22 protein-coding genes are annotated in these 22,010 nt (G+C 72.8%); 11 read left to right on the forward strand and 11 right to left on the reverse strand.

The window, feature by feature from the left end; genetic code table 11:
- Positions 1 to 67: 67 nt before the first annotated feature.
- A complete protein-coding gene (locus tag OG943_RS17505; RefSeq protein WP_328610841.1) occupies positions 68 to 1,036 on the reverse strand; it encodes a LysR family transcriptional regulator in 969 nt (322 codons plus the stop codon).
- 72 nt (positions 1,037 to 1,108) lie between these two features.
- Here OG943_RS17505 and OG943_RS17510 point away from each other — a divergent pair, with 72 nt between their 5' ends.
- A complete protein-coding gene (locus OG943_RS17510; RefSeq protein WP_328610842.1) occupies positions 1,109 to 1,792 on the forward strand; it encodes a nitroreductase family protein in 684 nt (227 codons plus the stop codon).
- A 15-nt stretch (positions 1,793 to 1,807) separates the two neighbouring features.
- On the opposite strand, the gene OG943_RS17515 is transcribed toward OG943_RS17510, so the two are convergent.
- The 5 genes from OG943_RS17515 to OG943_RS17535 all read right to left on the reverse strand — a co-directional run bounded on the left by OG943_RS17515 (position 1,808) and on the right by OG943_RS17535 (position 8,269).
- A complete protein-coding gene (locus OG943_RS17515) occupies positions 1,808 to 3,460 on the reverse strand; it encodes a glutamate--tRNA ligase (RefSeq protein WP_328610843.1) in 1,653 nt (550 codons plus the stop codon).
- A 203-nt stretch (positions 3,461 to 3,663) separates the two neighbouring features.
- On the reverse strand, positions 3,664 to 4,320 hold the full coding sequence (locus OG943_RS17520) for a GntR family transcriptional regulator (RefSeq protein ID WP_328610844.1): 657 nt from the start codon (positions 4,318 to 4,320) through the stop codon (positions 3,664 to 3,666).
- 50 nt (positions 4,321 to 4,370) lie between these two features.
- The gene (locus OG943_RS17525) at positions 4,371 to 5,588 is read right to left on the reverse strand and encodes a threonine synthase (RefSeq protein WP_328610845.1); all 1,218 of its coding nucleotides are present in this window, start codon (positions 5,586 to 5,588) and stop codon (positions 4,371 to 4,373) included.
- 55 nt (positions 5,589 to 5,643) lie between these two features.
- Entirely contained in the window at positions 5,644 to 5,796 is a 153-nt protein-coding gene (locus OG943_RS17530) for a hypothetical protein (RefSeq protein WP_328610846.1), read from the reverse strand.
- 274 nt (positions 5,797 to 6,070) lie between these two features.
- Complete coding sequence (locus tag OG943_RS17535; RefSeq protein ID WP_328610847.1) at positions 6,071 to 8,269, reverse strand: tetratricopeptide repeat protein; 2,199 nt, start codon at positions 8,267 to 8,269, stop codon at positions 6,071 to 6,073.
- A 383-nt stretch (positions 8,270 to 8,652) separates the two neighbouring features.
- On the opposite strand from OG943_RS17535, the gene OG943_RS17540 reads away from it, so the two are divergent.
- On the forward strand, positions 8,653 to 9,630 hold the full coding sequence (locus OG943_RS17540; protein WP_328610848.1) for a hypothetical protein: 978 nt from the start codon (positions 8,653 to 8,655) through the stop codon (positions 9,628 to 9,630).
- 289 nt (positions 9,631 to 9,919) lie between these two features.
- A complete protein-coding gene (locus OG943_RS17545) occupies positions 9,920 to 10,186 on the forward strand; it encodes a hypothetical protein (RefSeq protein WP_328610849.1) in 267 nt (88 codons plus the stop codon).
- Between the two features lie 228 nt (positions 10,187 to 10,414).
- Here OG943_RS17545 and OG943_RS17550 read toward each other — a convergent pair whose 3' ends face one another.
- On the reverse strand, positions 10,415 to 10,792 hold the full coding sequence (locus OG943_RS17550) for a hypothetical protein (RefSeq protein ID WP_328610850.1): 378 nt from the start codon (positions 10,790 to 10,792) through the stop codon (positions 10,415 to 10,417).
- 326 nt (positions 10,793 to 11,118) lie between these two features.
- Between OG943_RS17550 and OG943_RS17555 the strand changes: the two genes are divergently transcribed.
- The gene (locus OG943_RS17555; RefSeq protein ID WP_328610851.1) at positions 11,119 to 12,156 is read left to right on the forward strand and encodes a hypothetical protein; all 1,038 of its coding nucleotides are present in this window, start codon (positions 11,119 to 11,121) and stop codon (positions 12,154 to 12,156) included.
- A gap of 63 nt (positions 12,157 to 12,219) precedes the next feature.
- On the opposite strand, the gene OG943_RS17560 is transcribed toward OG943_RS17555, so the two are convergent.
- Positions 12,220 to 12,480 carry a LysR substrate-binding domain-containing protein gene (locus OG943_RS17560; protein WP_328610852.1) on the reverse strand — a complete coding sequence of 87 codons (261 nt, stop codon included), beginning with the start codon at positions 12,478 to 12,480 and terminating at the stop codon, positions 12,220 to 12,222.
- Positions 12,477 to 13,103: a LysR family transcriptional regulator gene (locus OG943_RS17565; RefSeq protein WP_328610853.1), complete on the reverse strand. Its 627-nt coding sequence runs from the start codon at positions 13,101 to 13,103 to the stop codon at positions 12,477 to 12,479. The genes OG943_RS17560 and OG943_RS17565 overlap by 4 nt, the downstream gene beginning before the upstream one ends.
- Before the next feature lie 71 nt (positions 13,104 to 13,174).
- Here OG943_RS17565 and OG943_RS17570 point away from each other — a divergent pair, with 71 nt between their 5' ends.
- The 6 genes from OG943_RS17570 (at position 13,175) to OG943_RS17595 (ending at position 18,193) form a co-directional block, all read left to right on the forward strand.
- Entirely contained in the window at positions 13,175 to 14,074 is a 900-nt protein-coding gene (locus OG943_RS17570) for a DMT family transporter (protein ID WP_328610854.1), read from the forward strand.
- A 173-nt stretch (positions 14,075 to 14,247) separates the two neighbouring features.
- Positions 14,248 to 14,901: a GPR1/FUN34/YaaH family transporter gene (locus OG943_RS17575; RefSeq protein ID WP_328610855.1), complete on the forward strand. Its 654-nt coding sequence runs from the start codon at positions 14,248 to 14,250 to the stop codon at positions 14,899 to 14,901.
- Between the two features lie 82 nt (positions 14,902 to 14,983).
- Entirely contained in the window at positions 14,984 to 15,607 is a 624-nt protein-coding gene (locus OG943_RS17580) for an RraA family protein (protein WP_328610856.1), read from the forward strand.
- A gap of 185 nt (positions 15,608 to 15,792) precedes the next feature.
- Entirely contained in the window at positions 15,793 to 16,548 is a 756-nt protein-coding gene (locus OG943_RS17585) for a Pr6Pr family membrane protein (protein ID WP_328610857.1), read from the forward strand.
- Positions 16,548 to 16,859: a hypothetical protein gene (locus OG943_RS17590; RefSeq protein WP_328610858.1), complete on the forward strand. Its 312-nt coding sequence runs from the start codon at positions 16,548 to 16,550 to the stop codon at positions 16,857 to 16,859. The genes OG943_RS17585 and OG943_RS17590 overlap by 1 nt, the downstream gene beginning before the upstream one ends.
- 101 nt (positions 16,860 to 16,960) lie before the next feature.
- Positions 16,961 to 18,193 carry an alpha/beta fold hydrolase gene (locus OG943_RS17595; RefSeq protein WP_328610859.1) on the forward strand — a complete coding sequence of 411 codons (1,233 nt, stop codon included), beginning with the start codon at positions 16,961 to 16,963 and terminating at the stop codon, positions 18,191 to 18,193.
- 9 nt (positions 18,194 to 18,202) lie between these two features.
- On the opposite strand, the gene OG943_RS17600 is transcribed toward OG943_RS17595, so the two are convergent.
- Both OG943_RS17600 and OG943_RS17605 read right to left on the reverse strand, forming a co-directional pair.
- A complete protein-coding gene (locus OG943_RS17600; RefSeq protein ID WP_328610860.1) occupies positions 18,203 to 19,309 on the reverse strand; it encodes a hypothetical protein in 1,107 nt (368 codons plus the stop codon).
- A gap of 159 nt (positions 19,310 to 19,468) precedes the next feature.
- Positions 19,469 to 21,040 carry a S53 family peptidase gene (locus tag OG943_RS17605; protein ID WP_328610861.1) on the reverse strand — a complete coding sequence of 524 codons (1,572 nt, stop codon included), beginning with the start codon at positions 21,038 to 21,040 and terminating at the stop codon, positions 19,469 to 19,471.
- 109 nt (positions 21,041 to 21,149) lie between these two features.
- Between OG943_RS17605 and OG943_RS17610 the strand changes: the two genes are divergently transcribed.
- Positions 21,150 to 21,992 carry a helix-turn-helix domain-containing protein gene (locus OG943_RS17610; RefSeq protein ID WP_328610862.1) on the forward strand — a complete coding sequence of 281 codons (843 nt, stop codon included), beginning with the start codon at positions 21,150 to 21,152 and terminating at the stop codon, positions 21,990 to 21,992.
- Positions 21,993 to 22,010: the final 18 nt, after the last annotated feature.

Consider the following 22,010-nt stretch of genomic DNA (forward strand, 5'->3'; position numbering starts at 1 on the left):
TGGTGAGCTCGCGCGGAGTGGTGCCTTAGCCGGGCACCACAGGGAGGGCCGCTGATCGGCCGGCCGGTCACCGGCCGGGATCGGAATCCAGTTCACGCGACGGCGTCGAACTGACCGCCGGCAACGGAACCCCGCTGCCGAAAAGGGTGCGGCAGCAGTCCAGGAACGCTTCCGCGCGCCGGGTCAGGCGGGCGCCCGCGGCCCAGCCCAGGACCACGGGCGTGGTCGGCACGCGGTCGCGGATCGGGAGGGCGTGCACGGGCAGGCCTTCCACCGAGACGTCGACCGGCGGGCGCTGCACGGCGAGCGAATAGCCCAGCCCGCGCGCGACCATCGCGCGGGCCAGCTCGAAACTGCCCGCGCGGTGCGCCACCCGCATTTCGACGCCGGCCGCGTCGAACACCGACTGGAAGTACCGCGTGCTGGGCGGCACGTCGAGCAGGATCAGCGGCTCGCCCGCGAGATCGCGCAGCGCCACGGACTTCCGCCGGCCGAGGCGGTGCCCGGCGGGCAGCAGGACGGCGGGCGGCCGGTCGTGCAGCACGGCCACCTCGATGCCGGGCAGCAGGTCCTGCCGGTACAGGAAAGCCAGCTCGCACGTGCCGTCGAGCAGCCGCGCCTGCAGGTCCGGCAGGGTGCCCTCGACGAACTCCACCGCCACCCCGGGCTGTTCGGCGCGGAAGCCCGCGATCGCGGCGGGCAGGTGCAGTGCCGCGATCGGCGCGTAACAGCCGACGCGCAGCCGTCCCGCCGGCTCGCGGCCGAGGCGCCGGGCCCCCGCGGTCAGCTCGGTGACGGCGCCGAGCACCGACCGCGCCTCGGCGACGACCTGGCGGCCCGCGGGCGTCAGCGCGGTGCCGCGGCGCGGGCCGCGGATGACCAGCCCGGCGTCCAGCACCCGTTCCAGCTCCGCGACGCCCAGCGAAACGGCGGACTGCGAAACGTGGCAACGGGCCGCCGCGGCCGTCATCCCGCCGGTCTCCGCGATGGCGACCAGGTATTCGAGCTGCCGGAGCGAGACCGGGGGAAGACTCATGAGCCGAGCTTATGGGCCGGCCGAGTTTTCCGAACTGGACCAATGCGCCGGGCGCGTGCCAGTGTCGGTCGCGTGCCCCGAACCCACAGCCACCCCTTCGTCCCCTACTCGCCCCAACGCCTGTCGGACGGCGAAGGGCTGAGGCGTGGCCGGGAGCTGCACGAGCACCTGGACGCACGCCGTTCGGTGCGGTGGTTCTCCCCCGAGCCCGTGCCGTTGGCCGCGATCCAGACGGCGGTCCGCGTCGCCAACACGGCGCCGAGCGGCGCGCACCACCAGCCGTGGACCTTCGCCGCCACCAGGGATCCCGCGCTCAAACGCCAGGTGCGGGCGGGCGCCGAAGAAGAGGAGCGCCGGTTCTACCGCGAGCGCTCCGTCCCGCAATGGCACCACGCGCTCGCGCCGCTGGAAACCACTGAGGACAAGGAGTTCCTGGAAGTCGCGCCGTGGCTGGTGGTCGCCTTCGCGCAGAAGAGCACCCCGCTGCCGGACGGCGGGCTGCGCAAGAACTACTACGTCTCCGAGAGCGTCGGCATCGCCTGCGGCCTGTTCATCACGGCCCTGCACACGATGGGCCTGGCGACGCTGACCCACACACCCAGCCCGATGGCGTTCCTGACCGGGCTGTTCGGCCGCCCGGCCACCGAGCGGCCGTTCATCCTGTTCCCCGTCGGCCACCCCGCCGACGACTGCGAGGTGCCGGACCTGCGGCGCAAACCGCTGTCCGAAGCGCTGGTCGTCGTCGGCGAGGCGTGAGGCCGAGTCGTCGGGTCAGGCAGTCAGCGCCGCGAAACGCCGCAGCGTCTCCTCCTGGCCGAGGGCCTGGGTGATGGAGTGCAGGTCGGGGCTGCGGGTGGAGCCGGTGATCGCGATCCGGATGATCTGCGACGCCTCGCGGATGGAGCCGGGGAACGCGTCCGGGTCCTTCTTGAACTCCTTGGCGTTGCGGGCGAAACCGTGCTTGGCCGCGACGTCGCGGATCTGCTGGAACCACTCCTGGCCGTCGTCGAGCTGCCGGTAGTTCGCGACGAAGTCCGCGGCGACCGCGCGCACCACGTCCGGGGCGACCCCGAGCGCGGCGATGCGCTCGTCGTCCGGCCCGGTCACGGCCGCGTGCAGCTGCGGGAAGAAGAACCCGTAGACGGCGCGGAACTCGCCCCACCGCTTGAGGTCCTTGCGCGGGTTCTCCGCCCCGTCACGCTCGACGGCCAGCGCGCGCAGCGCCAGCTCCGGCTCGGCCTCCAGCACCGCGAGCAGCTCGGCGTCGAACTGCCCGGCCCAGGCGCGCACGGCGTCGAGGATGTCCTGGCCGGACAGCGTGGCGATGTGGTCGGCCGCGATGTCGTCGAGCTTGACCAGGTCGACCAGCGGGCCGGCGACGCCGCACTCCTCCAGGCGGATCGGCTCGGCCAGCGCCTGCTCCAGCGGCAGCTCCGCGAGCCGGCCGTTCGCCAGCCCGCGCAGGTAGTACAGGACGGCGTCGGCCGGGTAGCCGGCTTCGATGTAGAAATCGACCGAAGCTTCCGGGTCCTTGCGCTTGGACAGCTTGCGCTTGCTGCCGCCCTCCTGCTTCATCAGCGGGGCGATGTGCGCGTAGGTGATCGGCTCGAAGCCCAGCGCGTCGAACAGCTGCTGGTGCACCGGCACCGACGAGATCCACTCGTCGCCGCGGATGACCAGGTTGACGCGCATCAGGTGGTCGTCGACGGCGTGCGCGAAGTGGTAGGTCGGCAGCCGCGGGCTCTGCTCGGAGCTCTTGAGGATCACCACGTCGTTGCGGTTGGCCTCGGCCTCGATGGTGCCGCGGATGGCGTCGGTGAACCGGACCCGGGCGCCGGTGTCGTCGGGGGCGCGGAAGCGCACCACCCACGGCTCGCCGGCGTCGAGCTTGGCCTGCACGTCGGCCGGGCCGGCGTCGCGCCAGATCGCCCACGAGCCGTAGTAGCCGGTGGGCAGCTTGGTGGCCTGCTGGCGGGAGGTGATCGAGGCCAGCTCGTCCTTCGTGGCGAAGTCGATGTACGCGCGGCCCTCGCGCAGCAGGTGCCGCACGTAGCTGAGGTAGATCTCCTCGCGCGCCGACTGCTGGTACGGCCCGTAGTCGCCGCCGCGGGCGATGTCCTCGTCGGCGGCCAGGCCGAAGTAGGCGAAGCCGCGCTCGAACTGCTCCAGCGCGCCCTCGACCTCGCGCGACTGGTCGGTGTCCTCGACCCGCACCAGGTAACGGCCGTCGGAACGGCGCGCCACGTCCTGGTCGATGCCCGCGACGTAGATGCCGCCGATGTGCACGAACCCGGTCGGGGACGGGCCGAACCGGGTCACCTTGGCGCCGTCGGCCAGCTGCCGCGCCGGGTAGCGCCGCTCCCAGTGCTCGGGCTCGGGCAGGTCCGCGGGGAACAGGGCATCGATGACGGCTCGGTCCAGCATGGGCGTCGGCACTCCGGGCGGCTCTGGTCAGGCAGGGGCGGGGGAACCCCACCAGCCTATCGCCGCCGGTCGGCGGCGCTCCGGGCACCGTCGGCCGCTCCGGCGGGCCACGACCTGTCGCTCGCCCTCCGTTCGGCCGGGGCCCTGAAGGCCACCTTCAGGGTCCTATTTGCCCTCAAGGTGGCCTTCAGGGCACGTCCGGCTCACTGCGGCAGCGCGGTTTCCAGCGCGCGGATCACCTGGGTGATGTGCCGCCGGGTGGCCTGTTCGGCGGCCGCGGTGTCGCCGGAGCGCAGGGCGTCGAGGATTTCGCGGTGTTCGCCGAGGCTGGCCTCCGGGCGGCCGGGCACGGAGATGGTCACGTTCTGCCCGAGCTGCAGCTGCGCGCCGAGCAGGTCGGCGATCGCCAGCAGGCGGCGGTTCGGCGAGCCCTGCCAGATCAGCGCGTGGAACTCGCGGTCCAGCTCGGCGTAGCGGGTGACGTCGCCGTCGGCCAGCGCGGCGTGCTGGCCGTCGATCAGGTCGCCGAGCCGGGCCAGCAGCTCCGGCGGCCGGCTGCGGGCGAGGTCGCGGGCGGCGAGGGTGTCCACGGCGGAACGCAGCTCGTAGATGTCCCGCATGTCCGCCGCGGTCAGCTCGGCGACGAAGTACCCCGAGTGCGGACGGGAAACGAGGAAACCCTCGCGTTCCAGGATCGCCAGCGCAGCCTTCACCGGGGTCGGGGAGAAACCGAGCCGCTCGGACAGCGGGCGCACGGTGACGCGCTGGCCGGGCCGCAGCTCGCGCGTCAGCACCGCCTCGCGGACCGCCGCGTACGCCGCGCGGACCAGGCTGCCCGCTTCGGGAGGCCGGTCACTCACCTGTTCGCGTCCCCTCCCTCGTGATCAGATCCAATCCTGGCACGGCGGCCTCAGGCCGGCGGGATGGCGCCGTCCTTGGCCAGCAGCGGCGCGTCGACGTCGATCGTGTCGGGGTATTTGATCCCGGCGCCGGTGTTGAGCACCACGACCTCCTCGCTCCCGCCCAGCCAGCCGGACTCGCGCAGCTGGTCGACGGCGGCGAAGCAGGCGGCGCCTTCGGGACAGATGAACGTGCCCTCCAGCCCGGTGAGCCGGCGCTGCGCGGCGAGCAGGTCCTCGTCGGTGACGGCGACGGCGGTGCCGCCGGTCGCGTAGAGCGCGTCCAGGACCAGGAAGTCGCCGAGCGCCTTGGGCACGGTGATGCCGAAGGCGACCGTCCGGGCGTCCGGGAACGGCACGCTTTCGCGCGCGCCGCGGGCGAACGCCTCCACGATCGGCGCGCAGCCCGTGGCCTGCACCGCGACCAGGCGCGGCAGGTCGCCGGAGATCCAGCCCAGCTCCTTCAGCTCCAGCAGGGCCTTGTGGATCCCGATCAGGCCGACACCGCCGCCGGTCGGGTACAGCAGCACGTCCGGCATCCGCCAGCCGAGCTGCTCGGCGATCTCGTAGCCCATCGTCTTCTTGCCCTCGAGCCGGTAGGGCTCCTTGAGCGTGGAGACTTCCTGGTAGCCGCCCCGTTCGGCGACCGCGGCGGCGACGAGCTTGCCGGCGTCGCCGATCAGGCCGTCCACGCGGTACAGCTCGGCGCCGGCGGCCAGGCACTCCTTCATGGTGATCGCGGGCGCGTCGTCGGGCATCGCGATCAGGCTCTTCATTCCGGCCCGCGCGGCGTAGAGCGCCCAGGCCGCGCCCGCGTTGCCGTTCGTCGGCATCGCGACGCCGCGCACGCCCAGCTCCAGCGCCCGCGAGACGCCCACCGCGGCGCCGCGAGCCTTGAACGAGCCGGTCGGGACCAGCCCCTCGTCCTTCATCAGCAGCCGGGGCACGCCGGCCTGCTTGCCGTACGCGGGGGTCGGCAGCAGCGGCGTCATCCCCTCCCCGAGCGTCACCACGTGCTCGGGGAGCCGCACCGGCAGGACTTCGTGGTAGCGCCACAGGTTCGGCTCGCGCGTCGCGATTTCGGCGGGTGTCACGGTCTCGCGCACCCGCTCCAGGTCGTACCGCGCCAGCAGCGGCGCGCCCACCGCGGAGGTCCCGGCCACCCGGTCGGCCTCGGCGCGCTCCCCGGTCCGCGAGCACTCCAGATGACTGAGGAACGAGAACGTCATGCCGCCTCCAGGTCGGGAAAGTCCCGGACAGTTTGGATCCAAAACTCCCCCGAGGTCAACGGCGATCCACATCGTGGACGGCGACGGGCGGCGCGGTGCCCGTCGCCGAGGACGGCGGCGCGGCGAGCATCACCCCGGCCAGGAGCGCGATCCCACCCAGCCACAGCGCGAGCCGGACGAGCGATGAAACAGAGCAGATGATCCTCATGGACGGACTCCTCGTGGTATTCCCGCGAACCGTGAACGCCGCGGTTTCCGTTGACACAGAAGGGAATTCTCCCTATCACCAGGGTGCCCCGGCCGCCGGGGCGGAACAAGGAGTTTCCCGTTTCCGGAAACTGCGGGTCCGGGAAACGCGGTCCGCGCCAGGCTTTCGGCATCCCGTTTAGTCCACTTCGGACAGATAAGGAAGCGTTCCGCGGCTTCACCGGACCAAGTCGCGCTGAACTGACCGCGTTCACAACGCCAACCGCCCGCACCCCTCAGTCGCGCGACGCCAGCCAGATCCGGGCTTCCCCCAGCACAGCCGGGTCGAGGGTCACGCGGTACTCCGCCGCCTCGGCCCACCACCGGGCCGCCGCCACGCGGTCGCCCCGGGCCGCGGCGACGTTGCCGAGACCGAGCAGCGCCCGCGCCCGCTCGTAATCGCTGCCGGCCTGGTCCGCGATCTCGGCCGCGGCGGCGTACCCGCGCCCGGCATCGTCGGCCCGCCCGGCGCGGAAACACATCCAGGCCAAGCAGTTGGCCGACATCGCCTTGTCCACCGGGAGCTGGGCGAGGTCGTTCGCTTCCCCCGCCGAGGCAACAGCTTCGTCATGCCTTCCCAGCTCCGAGTACGCGTACGCGATCCCCCGCAGCGCGATCACGACGTTGCGGGTACGCCCGGTGCGGCGGTAGACCTCGAGCACCTGCCTCAGCTCGGCCAGCGCGGGCTCCGGCTCGCCGTCGTACAGCCGGGCCCAGGCGAGGCTGGACAACGCGTCGACCTCGCCGCGCTCGTCGTGCGCCTCGGCGAAACGCTCCTGGGCCAGCCGGTGGCAGCGGATCGCCTCGGCGGCGTCGCCGGACTCGACGTAGGCCATGCCCAGGTTGTTGAGGATCAGCCCGGTCGCGCCGGGGTCGTCCGCGGCCTCCAGCGCCCGCCGATGCGTGCGGATCCACGGCTCGAACAGCTTCTCGCGGAAGAAGAAACCGCGGAGCACGAACGCCAGCTGCCAGCAGCGGCTCTTCAGCCCGTGGTCCGCGGCCACCGCCACGAGGTCGGCCAGCACCGGCCACTGGGCACCGAGCCAGGCCAGTGCGCCGTCCGCGTCGGCGAAGGGCAGCCGCGATGGCCGTGCGGTGCCGGTCTCGGGCCGGAAACGGTGGGGCTCGGTCAGCTCGTCCGCGGCGAGGACGGTGCCCACGACGTGCTCGATCAGCCGCGCCACCGCCGCCGTGCGGTCGGCCTCCGCGATCTCCGGGAGCACGCGGCGCAGGGCGAACATCCGCATCAGGTCGTGCACCTCGACGTACCCGTCCTCGTCGCGGACCACGAGGTGCGCGTCGTGGAGCCGGTCGAGCAGCCGGTCCGCCTCACCCGCGCCGAGGCCGGCGAGCGCTTCGACGGACGCGCCCTCCGCCGCGGCGGCCGGGTGCAGCGCGAGCAGCCCGAACAGCTGCCGCTGGTCTTCGGGCAGCGCCGCGCAGGAAACGGCGAAGGCGGCCGCGACGCTGCGCTCCCCGTCGTCCAGCGCGCCGAGCCGGGTGTCCTCGTCGGCCAGGCGGTCGCGCAGCCGGGCGGCGGTCCAGCCGCCCGCGACGAACCGCGCGGCGGCGATGCGGACGGCGAGCGGGAGCCGTCCGCAGTAGTCGGCGATCTCCCCCGCGATGTCGTCACCGCCGCTGTCCCGGTCGCCGGCGATCGAACGCAGCAGGGCGACCGCGTCCCGCCGTGGCAGCACGTCGACCGGGAAGTGCCAGGCGTCGTCCAGCGCGGGGAGCCGCCCGCGGCTGGTCACGAGCACCCGCGAGGCGGTGCCGCCGGGGATGACGACGCGGACTTGGTCCGCGGTCCGCACGTTGTCGAGCACCAGCAGCACCCGGCGCTCACGCAGCTGGTCGCGCACCAGGTTCGCCAGGCCGTCCTCGTCCGCGGGCACCTGCGCGGGCGCGACGTCGAGCAGGCTCACCAGCCGGCGCAGGCCTTCGGCCGGGGAAAGCGCGTCGACGCCGGGCGTGTGGCCGCGGAAGTCGAAAAAGAGGCAGCCGTCGGGAAATGCGGGCAACGCGGCTCGCGCGGCGGCGACGGCCAGCGCGGTTTTGCCCGAGCCCGCCATTCCGTGCACCACGCCCACCCGCCCGTCCCCCGGGTCGCGCAGCAGCGCGGTCAATGCGGCCAGCTCGGCCTCGCGGCCGACGAAGAGCCGGCCGCCTGCTGGCAGTCCGACAATGCCGCCGGCGCTGCGGCGCGCGGCCGCGCGGTCGGTGACCAGCGCGAGCAGCTCGCCCTTGGCGTCGAGCGCCTGATCGCACGCCTTGGCCAATTCGTGGGTGACGCGCGATTTGCCCGTCTCCACCTTGCTCAGATATCCCTTGGTGAAATGAACAGCGGCCGCGAACGCGGTGAGTGAAATTCCAGCCGACATGCGGCGGCGCCTCAATTCTGTGCCAAAGTCAGCCATCTGATAATCATCCCGCATCCGGTGCCGGAAGTGAAGGTCGGCCGGCGGCCCGGGACCGCCGGCCTGGCACTGGTCAGCCGAGCAGCGAAAGCAGCTGGGCGATGAGGACGATGAGGTGCGTGTGCATCCGGCTTTCCTTTCTCGAGTGGACTCACGAAATCCCTGCGAAAAAGGGGTGAGCCGACTTGGTTCGCCGAAGGATTTCGACCACCCAAGCCTCACTCGGGAATAACCGGAAAGACAGGGGTTTCCCGTTGCCCAATAACAGGAAACGCCACTTACCGCCGATGACCTGCGTTGTTTCCTGATTCAGGAAACAGCCGGGAAACGGCTCCGCGGTCTCGTGGCGGGGAAGCCGCGTGAGTACACTCAGCGAGCATCGACCAGACGGGGGTGACGGCTTGGCTCAGGAGGCGGCCGGCGCGAAGATCGACGAGCTTTCAGCGGAGCTGAAGGCCCTTCGCAAAGGGCTGGGCATTCAGGCGAAGACCCTGCCCGAACACGTCGGCGACCGGCTTCGCCAAATCTGCGGCATCCAGGACGGGGACAGCCCCGGCACGATCCGCGACAAGGTGTCCGAAACGGTGCGGCGCCTGATCACGCGGCTTCCGGAGTCCCAACGGGAAGTGGCCCGGCTGGTCTTCGGCTTCGGCACCCCGGCCGGCCAGCGCTACACCGAACGGCTGGCGCGGCTCGGCACCGGCGCGGACCGCAACGTGCGCACCATGCAGCGGCGCGCCGACGACGTCGTCTACCTCATCGCCGAAACCGCGTACGCGGCCCCGGGCCGGCTGACCCAGGCGGGCCGCAAGGACCCGTGGCACACCTCGGCCCTGGCCGTGCGCCTGACTTTCGGCGAAGCCGGCGCGGAGGTGTTCGAAACGCGGCGGATCATCAGCCACGTCGATGGGCTGGAGGAGATCGAGCACTCGGTCTCGCTGGCCCGCCCGCTGCAACCGGGCCAGCCGCTGCCCACCCTCAAAGGCCTCGGCATCGACGTCGTCGCCGGCGGCGAAGTGCACTCCGTGCGGATGATCTCCTCCACCCGCGTGGCGTTCCGGCTGCGGCCCCCGCGACTTCTCGGCACGGGGGAACAACACGAGTTCTTCTTCCGGATCAGGGTCGACGAGTTCCCCTCGCCGTTCTACTGCTGCACTCCCGAGTACCCGTGCGAGAGCTTCGACCTCAACGTGCGCTTCGACCGCGGCCGTCCCCCGGCCAAGGTCTGGCGCATCGACGGCGAGTTCTCCAAGGACGCGGAAGACCCGCTGGCCCCGCGCAAACCGCTGTGGCCCGACAACGCGGGCGAGGTCCACACGAGTTTCCACGATCTGGAGCCGGCCCGGTCCTACGGGCTCGGCTGGCAGCCCGCGGTCTGACCCCGCCCCGCCCCCCGCCGGACCGCCGAGGGCCCGGGCGGCCTGCCCGTGCCCCGAAGACGCGCGGCGGTCCGGCGCCGTCCCCCCTCGCCGTGCCCGGATCATGCGCCTCCTCACCGGCCGACGGCCCCGGTCTCCAGCCTGCCGCATCACCCGGCCGAACGGAGCCCCGCGCGGCCTGACAAAACCACGACACTTCCGCCCGGGGATCTGACAAGCCGCGCGGCCGGTCCGGCGGCGGTTTCCGTGGGGCTGTTGGGGCTTGGGGCTAGTGGGGCCTGGAGAGCTGGTGGCGGAGGGCCTGCGACGGCGGCAGGTGGCGACGGCGGCGGCACCGGCGAGCTGCGCGATGTCGTCGGCGGGGGTGGCGGGCGGCCAGCGCAGCGGCGGCAGCAGCGGCAGCAGCGGCAGCGGCGGCGGCGGCGGCAGCGGCAGCGGCGGCGGCGGCGATGGCGGCGGCGGCGGCGATGGCGATGGCGATGGCGATGGCAGTAACGCAGCAGCGGCGAGCTGCGCAATGTTGTCGGCGGGGTCGGCGGGCGGACTGCGGCGGTGATGGCGGCAGCAGCGGCGGCACAGCGGTGGCGGCGGCAGCGGTAGCGGCGGCAGTGCGGCAGCGGCGAGCTGCACAACGTCGGCGGCGGGGTCGACGGGCGGCCAGCAGCGGCGGCAGCAGTGGTGGTGGCGGAGGCGGTGATGGCGGCCGCGATGCACACCGTCGTCGGCGGGGTCGGCGAGATCGGCAACAGCGAGATCAGCAACCCCGACGCGGAGCAAGCCCGGCTCAGCCGGCGAGCTGTACCTCGGCCCAGGTCGTCGAGCCGCGGGTGCCCCAGCTCGTGGCCACCTCGTCGACCAGCAGGCGGCCGAACGCGGCGTCCGCGGACAGCTCGGCGTCGGGGCGGGCGGCCGGGGCCACCCGTGAGACCTGCACCCGGAACCGCGACGAATCCCGTGAGAGCACCAGCGTGCCGAACTTGGCCCCGTCGCGCTCGGCGTCGGCGACCAGCTCGTCCACGAGCGAGACGACGTCGAGCACCACCTCGGGCGAAACGCCGGCGAGCATCGTGCTGATGGTCGCCGGGACCGCGGCGGAGGCCTCGGGCCCGGCCAGGATCGCGGACGAGGCCGGCTCGCTCGCGAAGGCAGGTTTCTCGGCCATCTTCGGCTCGCTTCCGGGGGTCTGGGAAAGGCGGAGCAGTAGTACCCACGGCGGCGCACTGACAAACAAGCCGCGGCAACCAAGCCGCGGCAACCAAGCAACGGCAACCAAGCGGCCCCGCCCCGCCACCCCCCGCCGTTTGTCCGTCAAGGCCTCCTTACCCGCGTCCTACGCGGGTAAGGAGGCCTTGACGGCGCACGCCCGTTTCCCGGCCGATTGGGCGAATCGGGTGACACGCGCCGCCGCGGGCAACCCGTTCCCGTGAGCGGCGCGTGTTCCGCGCACACCGAGGGACGCGACACCGAGGAACACTGGGGGATTCACCGATGATGAAAAGACGCCTGGGCACACTCGCCGCCGTACTGCTCGCGCTCGCCGCCGTGCCGGCCGCACCGGCGCTGGCCGGGACCGAGCCAGGGACCGGGCCAGGGACCGGGCCCGCGGCGTGCAGCTGGGACTTCGAGAAGATCGCGCCGCCGGACGGGTACCAGCCGCCGGACGTCAGGATCACCGGCACCGACAGCCACGGCAACTACTCCGGCACCGTGACCAACACCGCCACCAACAGCTTCCGGCTCGTGATCTGGACCGGCGGGCAGCCCCGGATCGTGCCCGAGATCGACGACTTCACCTTCCCGCAGATCGTCGGCGAGAACTCCGCCGGCACGGTGCTGCTGTCCGGCACCCAGCGCAGCACCTCGCGCAGCGGCGTGTTCCTCTACAACGCCGCCGGCGTGCTCACGTACCTGGCCGCCCCGCCCGGCTACCAGGCCAGCTACGCGGTAGCCCTCAACGAGCGCGGCGACGTGCTCGCCACCGGCCAGTCGGACAAGGACGGGCACGCGGTCACCCTGCTGTGGTCCACGCTCGCGGCCCGCCCGCAGGTCATCGACACCACCGTGGGACAGGGCATCGACCTCGACGACGACGGCACCGTGCTGCTGTACGACGGCAACAACAACCCCGGTCACCTCTGGCGCGGCGGCCAGGTCATTCCGCTCGGCGGGCCCGGCTTTCCCTTGCTGCTGGCCGGAATCCGCGGCGGTCACGTGATCGGCACCGAGATCGGCGCCTGGCCCGAGTCGCAGTCCGTGGTCTGGCACGCGCCCGGCGACGCCCGGCCGATCGAGGACGGCGGCACCGCCCAGGCGATCAACGCGAACGGCCTGATCGCCGGCAGCCGCGACACCCTCACCGGCCCGCCCGCCGTCTGGAGCGACACCACCCACCTGGCCGACCTGCCGCTGCCCGCCGGCTTCACCGATGACGACGACGTCTACGTCATCGGCGACGACAACACGATCTTCGGCCGCGTCAACGGCTACGGCCCGGTCCGCTGGACCTGCTCCCCGATCCACGCCTGAGCCGGTCGCCGCGCGTGACCCGTCGCGCCGCCGGTCACGCGCGGCGGGCCACGCCTGGTGAGGTCAGGCGCAGAGCCGGGTGAGCACCGCCCGCACGTCCGGGCGGCGGGCGGTGCCCCTCCGGGTCAAGGCGTAGACCTTGCGCGTGACCGGCGACGCTAGCGGGTGCAGGCTGACGTCGCCGTGCGCCTCCGGCAGCGCCATCCGCGGGACCAGCGCGGCCCCGGCGCCCGCGGCCACGAGCGCGGTGAGCACGGCGAAGTCGGTCGCCTCGGCGGCCACCTCCGGCACGAACCCGGCCGCGCCGCACGCGCGCTCGATCATGTCGTGACAGGAGAACTCCTTCGACGGCACCAGCCACGCACCCCGGCGAACCGCGCGAGCCGCACCTTCTGCCCCGGCGCGAGCCCCCGCTCGCGCGCCAGCTCCGGCGGCAGGGCGAGCAGCACGGGGTCGTCGGCGATCGGGTGCTCCTCGCAGCGGGCGGGCGACTCGCGGGGCAGCAACGTGTAACTGTGCACCAGCGCGACGTCCGCCTCCTGGCGCAGCAGCGTGCCGATCGCGAACTCCGGCTCCTGCTCCAGCAGCCGCAGCGCCACCCCGGGCACTTTGGTCCACAGTGGAGCCACGAGGGCCCTTGCGGCGGAAGGGAAGGCGACGATGCGCACGGTGCCGACGCCGTCCGCGCGCAGGGCCGCCAGCGCCGACTCCGCGGCGTCGAGGTCACTGAGGATCACGTCGGCGTGCGACACCAGCAGCTCGCCGGCCGCGGTCAGCGCCAGCCGGCGGCCGCGTTTCTCCAGCAGCGCCACGCCGGCCTCGCGCTCCAGCGCCGCGAGCTGCTGTGACACCGCGGGCCCGGTGAGCCGCAGTGCCTCGGCGGTCGCGGCCACCGTGCCGTGCTGCGCCAGCTCGTGCAGCAGCCGGAGACGGCGGACTTCAAGCATAAGCAGAGCTTCCTATTTGTCGTGGAAATACTAACTGGATCTACCACATTCTAACGCGCAGACTCGACCACGTGAACAAAGCGACATTCGCCCTCGGCGCGACCGTGGTGCTGTGGGCGTCGGCCTTCCCGGCGATCCGGGCCGGGCTCGACGGCTACGGCCCCTTCGGCCTTTCGTTCCTGCGGCTGGCGGTGGCGTCGGCCGCGCTGCTGGCCGCGGCGCCGTTCCTCGGCGTGCGGTTGCCGCGCGCGAAGGACCTCCCGCTGATCGCGGTGTGCGGGCTGACCGGCATGACGGCGTACCAGCTGCTGCTCAACTGGGGCGAGGTCCGGGTGCCGGCCGGGACGGCGAGCCTGCTGGTGGCCACCGCGCCGGTGTTCAGCGCGGTGCTCGCGGCCGCGTTCCTCGGCGAACGGCTGGGCGTGCGCAAGATCGCCGGCAGCGTCGTCGCGCTGGGCGGCTCCGCGCTGATCGCGCTCTCCGGCGGCGACGTCGGATACTCGACCGCCGCGTGGGTGCTCCTGGCCGCCGCGCTGGTGCAGGCCACGTACCACTTCGGCAGCAAACCGCTGCTGCGCCGGTATTCCGGCCTCGAAGTCGCCTGTTACGCCATGTGGACCGGCACGCTCTTCTCGCTCCCGCTGGCCCCGGCCGCCTTCCACGACCTCGCGTCGGCGCCGCCCGCGGCGGACGCGGCGGTGCTGTTCCTCGGACTGCTGCCGTCCGCGCTGGGTTTTGTGCTGTGGGGCTACGGCGTCGCCCGCAACACCGTCACCACGGCGACGGCCGCGCTCTACCTCGTGCCGGTCGTCGCCCTCGCGGTCGCCTACGTCTGGCTCGGCGAGGTCCCCGGGCCGGCCGAGCTGGCCGGCGGCGTGGTGAGCATCGGCGGCGTCGCGCTGATCGGGCTGCGCCGCCGGTCCCGGCCTGAAGTCCGTCAAGGCCTCCTTACCCGCGTCCGACGCGGGTAAGGAGGCCTTGACGGCGTCTCCCGCCGGGACCGGGCCGCGCGCACCGTAGCGGTTCCCACGGCGTCCACGCGTCTCGAAATGAGACTCCCGGAGGCGCGCGGGGGCGGTATACCGAGCTGTGTGCCACCGCGACGACCAGGCACACTCCGGATGCCCGACCAGGGAGCCCGCACATGACCACCCTCGATGCCAGTACCGAAAGCGTCCCCCGTGTCCCGGCCCAGCACACCGCCGAGGCCGCCCCAGCCGCGGCACCGGCGGCCGACCCGATGATGATCGGACTCCCCAGCTTCGTGGTGGGTTCGGTCGCGCTCGGCCTCGTCCTGATCGGGTACGTGCCCGCCTCGGCGGTCGGCGCGTCGCTCGCCGTCATCATCGCCGCGACGGGCATCGGCCTGCTGATCGCGGCCGGCTGGGCCGCCGCCGTCGGCCAGAGCGCCGTGGCCGGCGTGTTCGGCATCTTCTCGGGATTCTGGCTGAGCTACGCGCTGCTCGTGCTCGGCCTGACCCACAGCTGGTTCGGGATCGCCCCGGCCGCGGCCATCGACACCCAGGGCCTGTTCCTCATCTCGTGGCTGGTCGTCGTCGGCATGCTGACGCTGGCCACGCTGCGGCTGCCGGTGACGTACACGGTCCTGTTCGCGCTGATCGAGGTCGCGCTGGCACTGGTGCTGGCCGGCACGGTGAACGGCTCGGCGGGCACGCTGCAGGTCGGCGGCATCGTGGTGCTGGTGTTCGCCGCCGTCGGCGTCTACCTGTTCTTCGGCACGGCCTCGACGGCGACCGGCGGGTCCGCCCTGCCGCTCGGCCCGCCGCTGGTGCACTGACCCGATCCACCGGCGCCCCGGGACCGCGACCCCGGGGCGTTTCCCCGCGGCAGTGATCCCCGCCGCCCCTAGGATCCGGGGCATGACCGACGCCCGTGGATTCCAGGCCCTCTCCCCCACCTCACTCGCCGACGTGCTCGGCCGCGGGCAGGTGATGGACATCGGCATCCGTCCGCTGTGGTCACCGGTGCCGCGGGTCGCGGGCCCGGCGTACACGGTGCGCTGCCCGGCGGGTGACAACCTGATGCTGCACGCGGCGATCCACCGCGCCGCGCCGGGCTCGGTCATCGTCGTCGAGGCGGGCGACGTGGACTACGCGCTCGCCGGCGGCAACGTCTGCGCCGTCGCCCACCGCCGTGGCATCGCCGCCTTCGTGCTCGACGGCGTGATCCGCGACCTCGCCGAAGTCCGCGAGCTGGGCTTCCCCGTCTTCGCCCGCGGCGTGATCCCCGTCCCCGGCACCAAAGCCGCCGCCGTGCCCCTGAACGAGCCGGTCCGCTGCGGCGGCGTCACGGTGCACACCGGCGACATCGTGGTCGCCGACGAGGAGGGCGTCGTGGTCACCCCCGCCGCCCGCGCCGGGCAGGTGTTCGCCGACGCCTCCGCCAAGCAGGCCAAGGAAGAGGCCGAGACGCTGGACGACTGGGCGACAGCCCACCGCGACAAGGTCGAGAAGATCCTGCGCGAGCAGGGGTTCACCGGCTGACTCTCCGGCAGCGTTGCGCTCCGGGCAACGTTGGGCCGCTGGCCGCGCTGGGCCCCCGGCGCTGTCAGGCCCCGGCAACGTTGTGCCCCGGCGGTGTCGCACCTCCGGCGACGTTGGGCCATTCGGGCTAAGCTCCCCGCTGTCCGACGCCCGTCGTCCGCCCGATCCGCCGAGCAGGGAGCCCCGTGGCCACTCGCCCCGCCGTCCTCACGTTGTCGCGCTGGTGGCACGGGCTGATCGCCGCGGTGATCGCCGTGGCGCTGGTGATCCAGGTCGTGCTGGTGTTCCAGGGCGGCGCGGACGCGAACTCCGGCCAGACCGGCGAGGCCGCCGGCGTCGGGATCCGGCTGTGGCGGCTGTTCAGCTACTTCACCATCCAGAGCAACCTGATCCTGCTGGCCGCCGCGCTCGTGCTGGCCGCGCGGCCCGCGTTCGACGGCCGCGTCTGGCGGGTGGTGCGGCTCGACGCGCTGCTCGGCATCCTCATCACCGGCCTGGTGTACGCGATCGTGCTCGCGCCGCAGATCCACGTCACCGGCTGGGCGCTGGCCGCGACCATCGGCTTCCACTACGTCTCGCCGTGGGCCGCGGTCGCCGCGTGGCTGGTGCTCGGCCCGCGGCCCGGGGCAGGCGGCTGGGGCACGGTCGCCGCGGCATTCCTCTGGCCGGTGCTGTGGCTGGTCTACATCTTCGTGCAGGGCGCGTTCACGCACTGGTACCCGTACCCGTTCATGGACGTCACCGAAATCGGCTTCGGCGCGGCCCTGCGCAACGCGCTGCTGGTGGTCGTGGTCGCGCTGGTCTTCGCCGCGCTGGTGAAGCTGCTCGACCGAAAGCTGCCCGCCCTGACGCGTCGCCCGCGGGAGGACGCCGACCCGCCCGCCGGAACCCGGCTAGGGTCGGCGGCGGGGCACCCGGCCCGCGAAGGACGGAGCAGATGATGAGCAGGAACAAGCCCGGCGACCAGGAACCCGTCGACGCCGAGATCGTCGGGGAGACCACCACGCCCGCACCGGCCCTGCCCGCACCGGTGGCGCTGCCGGACCCGGACTACAGCGAAGGCGGCGTCCCGTCGTTCGACTCCGTCCGCGACCGCATCGAGAAGCGCTACGAGACTTCCGTGGGCGCCCAGGAGATCGCCGGCCTCGGCGGCAAGGAAGACCTCGCGTCGCTGGACAAGAAGATCGCCGACCGCGACAAGGCCGCGAAGGACAAGCTGGCCGAGATCCGCCGCGCGATGGGCCGCGAGTAGTCCCTTTCGCAGCACCGGGTCAACAGCGGGACAGCACCGGGTCAGCAGCGGGTCAGCCGGCCACGGGCATCCGCGCCCGGGATCGTGGTTGGATCACGGGTATGGCTTCCACCGTGCGTGTCCCCGGCCTCGTCCTGACCGAGCACGAGTTCCGGGTGCCCCTCGACCACAGCCGGCCGGACGGCGAGCGGATCACCGTGTTCGCCCGCGAGGTGGCCGACCCGGACGGCCTCGACCGCCCGTTCCTGGTGTTCCTGCAGGGCGGGCCGGGCCAGGAGGCGCCGCGGCCCGCCGGGTCGCCGCCGGCCTGGATCACCCGCGCCCTGCGTGACTACCGCGTGCTGCTGCTCGATCAGCGCGGCACCGGCCGGTCGACGCCCGTGGGCACGCTGCCGGGGAAAACGCCGGCCGAGCAGGCGGCGTACCTGACGCACTTCCGGGCCGACTCGATCGTGCGGGACGCCGAGCTGATCCGGGTCGAGCTGGGGGTGGACCAGTGGAGCGTGCTGGGCCAGTCGTTCGGCGGTTTCTGTGTGCTGAACTACCTTTCGCACGCGCCCGGCGGGCTGCGGGAGGCGTTCTTCACCGGCGGTGTGCCCCCGCTGCAGCCGGACACGGACGAGATCTACGCGGCCACCTTCGCCACGATCCTCGAGCGCAACCGCCGGTACTACGAGCGTTACCCGGCCGACCGCGAGCGCGTGCGCGCGCTGCACAAGCGGCTCGACGCGGGCGAGATCAAACTGCCCGACGGCACCCCGCTCACCTCGCGCCTGTTCCGGCTGCTGGGCAACGTGCTCGGCATGAGCGACGGCGCCGAGGCGCTGCACTACCTGCTGGAGCGGGACCCGGACTCCCCCGCGTTCGCGCACGACGTGGCGGCCGCATTGCCGTTCTCCGCGCGAAACCCGCTGTACGTCGTGGTCCACGAGGCCAGTTACGCCGACGGTGGCGCCACCCGCTGGTCCGCCGCCCGCGCCCGACCGGCCGTGTTCGACGAGGACGTGACGCTGTTCAGCGGTGAGCACGTGTACCCGTGGCTGCTCACGGACCTGCCCGGCCTGGCGCCGCTGCGCGAAGCGGCGGAGATCCTCGCCGAGCACGAGTGGCCCCGCCTGTACGACGCCGAAGCACTGCGAAACTGCGAAGTCCCTTGCGCCGCAGCCATTTACGCCGAGGACGCGTACGTGGACCGCGCCTTCTCCGAGCAGACCGCCCGCCTCATCCCGACCATGCGCCCCTGGCTGACGAACGAATACGAGCACAACGGCCTCCGCGCCGCGGGCGACGTGGTCCTCGGCCGGCTGATCGACCTGGTGCGGGGCCGCGCCTGAGTTCCATCGCTACCCGGAGGGCCGGTCAGCAGAGCGCTGGCGCACCACGGACCGCTGCTGGGCCGGGATACCGCTCCGGCTGAACGGGTCTTCGGTCACCTTGAGCCAGCTGCGCAGCCCAGCCGGGCTCCGCCGGGTGAGTTCCTCGTGCAGCGACAGCGCGTGGGTGCAGTGCTCGTGCCAGGTACTGGCGAGCGCGTCACTGGTGCGAGCCCGGCGCAGGTCCTGCCAAAGCAGGAGCTGGGCGTGGACGGAATGCCGGGCCGCCTCGTCGAGGGGCGCGGTGGCACCGGCCAGTGCGGCCGGGGTGCGGCCGTGGCAGGACGGGCACTCGCACACCCACAGGTGCTCGTGGTCGGGGGCGTCACGGAAGAGCCGTTCCAGCGTCTCGAGCCGGTGGTAGGTCAGCAGCGGACCGACGAACGCGGAGACGCCGGCGTGCCTCGGCGGGCCGGTTTCCCGCAGCGGGTAGATGTGGCGAAGACCGCTGTCGGCCCCGGTTGCCGCGGCGTGGGCGCCGTGACAGAGCGCCCCGAGCGCGGCAGCGTCCGAGCGGATTAGCAGCACCGGCACGCCCGCCGAATCCAGCAGGTTCAGGAACCCGCGTACTACGTATTGGGCGGCGAACGGGTCCGCCGGGTGCTCGATCCCGACGGCGACCGGCACGCCGTGCAGGGCGATCTGCGTGATCAGTCCTTCGAGGATTCCGGGGTAGCTGAACCACTCCGCGGCCAGCGGCAGCATCGCGACCACCGATGGCTTCTGTGCCTTGGCGGCCCGCAGGATCGTGCGCAGGCCGCGAAAGTCCCGGTAGGCGAGATAACCGGAGTCGGTGAGCGGGAGCAAACCCAGCTCCCGCTGCCGCCGGCACCAGGCGGGACGGATTCCGCGGCGACCGGCGACCCGCCGCCGTCCGGCGTACCGCGCGGCGTCACACAGGATGGGCCCGTCGAAACCGTTGCCCCGCAGCCGGCGCACGATGGGCTCGGGAGCGGGACCGGTGAGCACGAGCCCGGTGTCGTGTTCCTGGGCCACCGCCGCGGCGGCCACGGCCTGACCGGGCCGGCACTGGACCAGCAGCCGGCCGGAAATCCGTTCCAGGAGGAAATCCCGCATTGATCGACAGTGCGCCCCGCGCACGCGGCGTGTCACCGGTCGTCACGCGGATGCAGACCAACACCCGGCGGATGGCGCAAGGAGCCGTCGCGCAGCGCGCACGCTGAGGCGCCTGTGAGTGTTCGCCCCGCCTACGGATGAGCTTTCCCGTGCGATTCCCTACTTCTTCTGCGTTCCCCCGAGGGCTTGCAGCAGAGCAGTGCCGTCAGGCGAGCCGAGGCCGGTGCAAGCGTCCCAGCCGCCGGCGGCGGAGTAGGCGCCGTTGGTCCCGGTGGTGATGTCGCGGAAGCCGGGCTGGACGGCGCCCGCCTTCGCGCCGCCGTAGAGCTGGGTCTGGACTAGCCCGAACCGGCGTCCGGCCGACTGGGCGAGGCGGCAGAGCAGCGCGGCCCACAGCGGGGCGACCGCGCTGGTTCCGCCGATCACCGACTGCTGGCCGTCGACCAGGATCCGGTAGCCGGTCGCCGGGTCGGCGTTGCCCGCGACGTCGGGGACGCCCCGGCCGGTGCCGCCGCCGGCGCGCGCCGGCACGCCGGCCGAGGACTGGAACGCGGGGGGCGCGAAGGTGTCGCTGACCCCGCCGCCGGTCGAGCCGCCGCCGGAGGTGTTCCACACCGTTTCGGCCGTGATCGCGGTGGGCGGCGCCGCCTCGAGCCGGGTGCCGCCGCAGGCCAGGGCATGCGGGCTGGACGCCGGGAAGTCGACGTGCTGCGCGCTGTCGGACTGGCCGTCGGTGCTGCCGTTGTCACCGCTGGCGACGCACACCGTCACCCCGAGCGCGGCGGCGTCGGCGAAGGCCTGGTCCATCGCGGTCCGCGCTTGGCTGGTCCACGCGTCCTCCGACTGGCCCCAGCTGATGCTGACCGCGGTCGGCGTCGGGGTCGCGTGCACCGCGGTGCTCACGGCGTCGAGGAAACCCTGGTCGGTGTTCGGCGCGAAGTAGACGAGCTGGGTGGCCCGCGGGGCGAGCGCTCCGACGACCTCGATGTCGAGCATCACCTCACCGTCGGCCGACGAGGGGTCGCCGGTGGGCGCGTTCTTGGCGCCGTCGACCTCGACGGCGCTGACCTGCGGCGGGGTGATCTTGAGGCCGCCGAAGTAGGTGGTGAGGTCCTCGGGTTTGAAGCCGCCGCCCAGCTCGATGATCGCGACGGTCTGCCCGGTGCCGTCCGTGCCGTCCGGGAACGCGTAGAGCGTGCCCAGCTGATCCGGCGTGAACCCCTGGGCGTCCGCAGGCCCGGCGTGCAGGCGGAACTGGGCGCGCGCCTGGGGACGCTCGTCCAAGCCCAGCACCCCGACCACGACGTCCGCCAGCTCGGCGGGCAGGTGCAGGTCACCGGACCGGCCGCGGTGCTCGACGGCGGCACCGCCGGGGCTGGTGTACCGCACCAGGTTCAGCTCGGTCCCGAACACCGCCGCCATGGCCTGCGCCGGACCGCTGACGGAAACCCGCCGCGACCCGGCGTGCGTGCCCGTGATCGTGAGGCCCGCGCCGGTGAGCACCTCCCGCACGCGCTGGAGGTCGTCCTCGACCGCGCCGTACCGGTCGGCGAGCTCGTCCGGCGTGATGGTGTCAGGACCGGTCACCAGTTCCGGGTCGAGCTCGGCGCGCCGGCGGAGCAGCACCGTCGCGGTCACGGTGCTGCCCGGTTCGACCGGGCGGAGCACCTCGGCACCGGCCAGCACGGACCGGGCACTGCCGGGGAGGAGGACGGGCTGCGGTGCGTTCATCCCTGCATCGTCACCCCGCCCGGTGGTGGCCCCCAACCGCGAGACGGGTGACCCGGCCCAGTCCGTTACCGGGTCGATCTGGTAACGGACTCGGCGGCACACTGAGCCCATGGACTACGTCAGCCGGGTGCCCGCTCCGCCGCTCGACCGGTTCATCGACGACATCTACTGCCTGACCGGGGTGCCGCGCCAACGGCGGATGAACGTCCCGCCGATGCCGTCGGCGCACCTGTACGTCAACCTGGGCGAACCCGCCCGCCTGTGGGATTCCGACCCGTCGGTGCCGCCGGTGGTGCTGCCCGATGGCTGGTTCATGGGTGTGTGGACCCGGCGTTTCCGCTTCGAGTACCCCGCCCGGGTGCGGCTCGTCGGGGTGCACTTCAAGCCGTGGGGGATTTCGCCGTTCATCGGCCTGCCGGCAAGCGAACTGCGGGATCGATGGGTGCCGGTCGACGCCGTCTGGGGGCGGTCTTCGGACCGGATCCGCAACCAGGTCGGCGACACTGCGTCGGCGGCCGAGACACTGCGGGTAGTCGAGGCGGAACTGCGGTCACGACTGGCCGCGGCACCGTCGCGAGGTCTCGATCTGGTCCAGTACACCGCCGGGCGGCTGGCGACTTCCCACGGCACGGTCCCGGTCGCCGCGCTGACCGACGCCGCCGGGGTCAGCGCCAATCACCTGGCCGCGCAGTTCAAGGCTCACGTCGGGGTCACCCCGAAGCGGGTGGCGCGGATTTACCGCTTCGCGCGGGCGATCCTGTCCGTGGACACCCGGCGCCCGGTCGACTGGTCGGAGCTCGCGCACACCATGGGCTACTTCGACCTGGCCCACTTCAGCCGGGAGTTCAAGGACTTCACCGGCCACACCCCGACGGCGTACCTGGCCCTGCGGCGCCGATTCCCCGCCGAGCTGGAGTTCCCGCCGGACCGCGGCCCGATGCCCGCCGAGTGATTTCCTACAAGCGCGTCC

It is taken from the genome of Amycolatopsis sp. NBC_00345, assembly GCF_036116635.1.
Classification (GTDB): domain Bacteria; phylum Actinomycetota; class Actinomycetes; order Mycobacteriales; family Pseudonocardiaceae; genus Amycolatopsis.

Excerpts from the sequence above, each read along its gene's own strand:
- OG943_RS17560 (WP_328610852.1), bottom strand. The coding sequence starts at position 12,480 with ATGATCGAGCGCGCGTGCGGCGCGGCCGGGTTCGTGCCGGAGGTGGCC.
- OG943_RS17590 (WP_328610858.1), top strand. The coding sequence starts at position 16,548 with ATGAGCAGGAACAAGCCCGGCGACCAGGAACCCGTCGACGCCGAGATC.
- OG943_RS17550 (WP_328610850.1), bottom strand. The coding sequence starts at position 10,792 with ATGGCCGAGAAACCTGCCTTCGCGAGCGAGCCGGCCTCGTCCGCGATC.
- OG943_RS17565 (WP_328610853.1), bottom strand. The coding sequence starts at position 13,103 with ATGCTTGAAGTCCGCCGTCTCCGGCTGCTGCACGAGCTGGCGCAGCAC.
- OG943_RS17555 (WP_328610851.1), top strand. The coding sequence starts at position 11,119 with ATGATGAAAAGACGCCTGGGCACACTCGCCGCCGTACTGCTCGCGCTC.
- OG943_RS17600 (WP_328610860.1), bottom strand. The coding sequence starts at position 19,309 with ATGCGGGATTTCCTCCTGGAACGGATTTCCGGCCGGCTGCTGGTCCAG.
- OG943_RS17605 (WP_328610861.1), bottom strand. The coding sequence starts at position 21,040 with ATGAACGCACCGCAGCCCGTCCTCCTCCCCGGCAGTGCCCGGTCCGTG.
- OG943_RS17535 (WP_328610847.1), bottom strand. The coding sequence starts at position 8,269 with ATGCGGGATGATTATCAGATGGCTGACTTTGGCACAGAATTGAGGCGC.
- OG943_RS17580 (WP_328610856.1), top strand. The coding sequence starts at position 14,984 with ATGACCGACGCCCGTGGATTCCAGGCCCTCTCCCCCACCTCACTCGCC.
- OG943_RS17530 (WP_328610846.1), bottom strand. The coding sequence starts at position 5,796 with ATGAGGATCATCTGCTCTGTTTCATCGCTCGTCCGGCTCGCGCTGTGG.
- OG943_RS17525 (WP_328610845.1), bottom strand. The coding sequence starts at position 5,588 with ATGACGTTCTCGTTCCTCAGTCATCTGGAGTGCTCGCGGACCGGGGAG.
- OG943_RS17505 (WP_328610841.1), bottom strand. The coding sequence starts at position 1,036 with ATGAGTCTTCCCCCGGTCTCGCTCCGGCAGCTCGAATACCTGGTCGCC.
- OG943_RS17575 (WP_328610855.1), top strand. The coding sequence starts at position 14,248 with ATGACCACCCTCGATGCCAGTACCGAAAGCGTCCCCCGTGTCCCGGCC.
- OG943_RS17595 (WP_328610859.1), top strand. The coding sequence starts at position 16,961 with ATGGCTTCCACCGTGCGTGTCCCCGGCCTCGTCCTGACCGAGCACGAG.
- OG943_RS17610 (WP_328610862.1), top strand. The coding sequence starts at position 21,150 with ATGGACTACGTCAGCCGGGTGCCCGCTCCGCCGCTCGACCGGTTCATC.
- OG943_RS17515 (WP_328610843.1), bottom strand. The coding sequence starts at position 3,460 with ATGCTGGACCGAGCCGTCATCGATGCCCTGTTCCCCGCGGACCTGCCC.